A 2,060-nucleotide genomic window follows, 5' to 3' on the forward strand; every position below is an offset into this window, starting at 1 on the left:
GTGCTTGGGGGTGGGGTCCGGGGAGTGCTCTCAGCCCGTTTCAATCCCTGAGAGGGGTTTGGGTTGGTTTCGGTTTTTTGTTTCGACAGGAGGGGGCTCAGCCGGGTGGTTTCAATCCCTGAGAGGGGTTTGGGTTGGTTTCGGTCCCATAGATTTGGGGAGCAATAATGCGATCAATTTTGTTTCAATCCCTGAGAGGGGTTTGGGTTGGTTTCGGTTTGAATAAATGTCCAGATCGACTGATCCATCGATCTGTTTCAATCCCTGAGAGGGGTTTGGGTTGGTTTCGGTCCCCGATCCCATATTCGCCGCTCCCCTTCCGGGCTTTGTTTCAATCCCTGAGAGGGGTTTGGGTTGGTTTCGGTCAGGAATTCGGCGGCGCGATTGTGCCCGGAACATCGGTTGTTTCAATCCCTGAGAGGGGTTTGGGTTGGTTTCGGTAGCGGGCCTTTGAAAGCTTTGATATATCTAGTTTTCGAGGTTCGAGTGCGCGAATCGTTTGAATTATAGCATTTTAGACCCCGTGGCGGCGGCTTTGAGTCTGCGAAGTTAGCTGTGGAATTAAGCGATATCAGGGGTTTAGGGGCATTGCGCCGATCTATAGCAATTGCCATAACGCTGAAACGGTTTACTGATAAAGGTTTCAGTACCGTATTCGGAGACCTGCGGATTAAACACCTACCCACTCGCGCCTGAAGCTGAAACCTAAGCAAAAAAGACCGTATCATCTCGTACCTGTTCACCGCCGATGCGCTCGACCTTTTGCTGGCAGCATGCGCAGAGAAAATAGAAGCGGACGCTGTCTTCCTCGGCCTTAATCAGCTTATTCAAGCGGTTTCGCAATCTGGCGTATTGGGTAGCCGTCAGACTGCATTCAAAGACACTGAACTGCATCCACTGCCCATAGGATGACAGAATTTTGTGGATTTTAGTCCGACGCTTATCTTCTGAAATGTCGTAAGTCACAACAACATGCATAGCTCATTTCAAAATTAGAGGAGGGTACTGCTCAGTTTCGGCCATCAGGTACTTTGCCAGCAGCCGAGCCTGAATCTCGAAGGCTTCCTGGTAGGTGCACTGACGCCCCATCACCGGATGCTTAAATTTCGACTGCTTCTTTTGCTCATAGAGCCGCAAAAACTTACGCCGTCCTTCCTCAGTTAAGGAAACGGCATGGCTGACCGGTTCACTGGTGAAATCATTTGGGGATAGGGCCCTGCGGTTGAGAGCGGATAGCACCATGGCATCCACCACCAGGGGCCGAAATTCCTCCATCAGGTCGAGCGCCAGGGAAGGGCGGCCATAGCGCTGAGTGTGGAGATAGCCCAGGTAAGGATCGAAGCCAACAATATTGATTGCCCCTTGAATGTCATGAGTCAGCAGCGCATAGCCAAAGCTGAGCAGGGCATTGACCGGGTCGGTTGGCGGACGGCGGCAGCGCGTTTTGAAGGTAAAGTCACCATTGCGAATGAGCCGACCAAAGTGAGTAAAATAAGCCGCACTGCCAGCCCCCTCCAGCCCCCTCAGAGCATCGATCGCACAGGTTTGACTGATCGGCTTAATGGCCTGCTCCAGGCGAGTGATTCCAGTTTCCAATCCCGTCATCTGCTGGCGCTGGGCCCGCAGCAGCGTATTGCGGTAGTTCTTTAGCTTGCCACGAATGAAGCCCTGCACGACATGGACAGCGCGATCGCGTTCACCCGCCGCCTGCCACTGGGCCGAGCGGACAAAAATATTCTTATTCAGCTCCGGCTCTAGCCGCCCCAGGTAGCGCCCCGCAGCTGTCATAAAGCTGAGGGGAATCTTGCGCTCCAGCAGCTCGATCAGGGCGGCTGGGGAGACCGTTGCTCGACCGAGCACGACTACACCATCGACTTTGATCAGCGGAACATCGATTAGGGTTTCTTTGTTAGCGCGAACTCGCAGGCGTTCGTCGGTTTTGCCAATGAAGGCGTCGGGGGTGGAGATGTAGAGGGTGGACATGGGGTGGATGGGTGGATGGGTAGGGAGTGGATGAGTGGATGAGTGGATGGGTAGAGGGGTGGAGGGGCTGTCTCTTA

General features: G+C 53.8%; 2 protein-coding genes and 1 CRISPR repeat array. Both genes read right to left on the reverse strand.

The features are described from left to right. The first annotated feature begins 37 nt into the window (after positions 1 to 37). Positions 38 to 441: a CRISPR direct-repeat array (repeat unit 37 nt; unit sequence GTTTCAATCCCTGAGAGGGGTTTGGGTTGGTTTCGGT). Positions 442 to 705: 264 nt separating this feature from the next. Continuing rightward, positions 706 to 978, reverse strand: coding sequence for a CRISPR-associated endonuclease Cas2 (cas2, locus tag IQ241_RS25140; protein ID WP_193912545.1), 273 nt, complete (start codon positions 976 to 978; stop codon positions 706 to 708). 3 nt (positions 979 to 981) lie between these two features. After that, positions 982 to 1,983, reverse strand: coding sequence for a type I-D CRISPR-associated endonuclease Cas1d (gene cas1d / locus IQ241_RS25145; protein WP_193912547.1), 1,002 nt, complete (start codon positions 1,981 to 1,983; stop codon positions 982 to 984). Positions 1,984 to 2,060 lie beyond the last annotated feature (77 nt).

This window comes from Vasconcelosia minhoensis LEGE 07310, from assembly GCF_015207255.1.
In the GTDB taxonomy this organism is placed as follows: domain Bacteria; phylum Cyanobacteriota; class Cyanobacteriia; order Phormidesmidales; family Phormidesmidaceae; genus Vasconcelosia; species Vasconcelosia minhoensis.

Coding starts and splice junctions, on each gene's coding strand:
- cas1d (WP_193912547.1), bottom strand. CDS start 1,983: ATGTCCACCCTCTACATCTCCACCCCCGACGCCTTCATTGGCAAAACC.
- cas2 (WP_193912545.1), bottom strand. CDS start 978: ATGCATGTTGTTGTGACTTACGACATTTCAGAAGATAAGCGTCGGACT.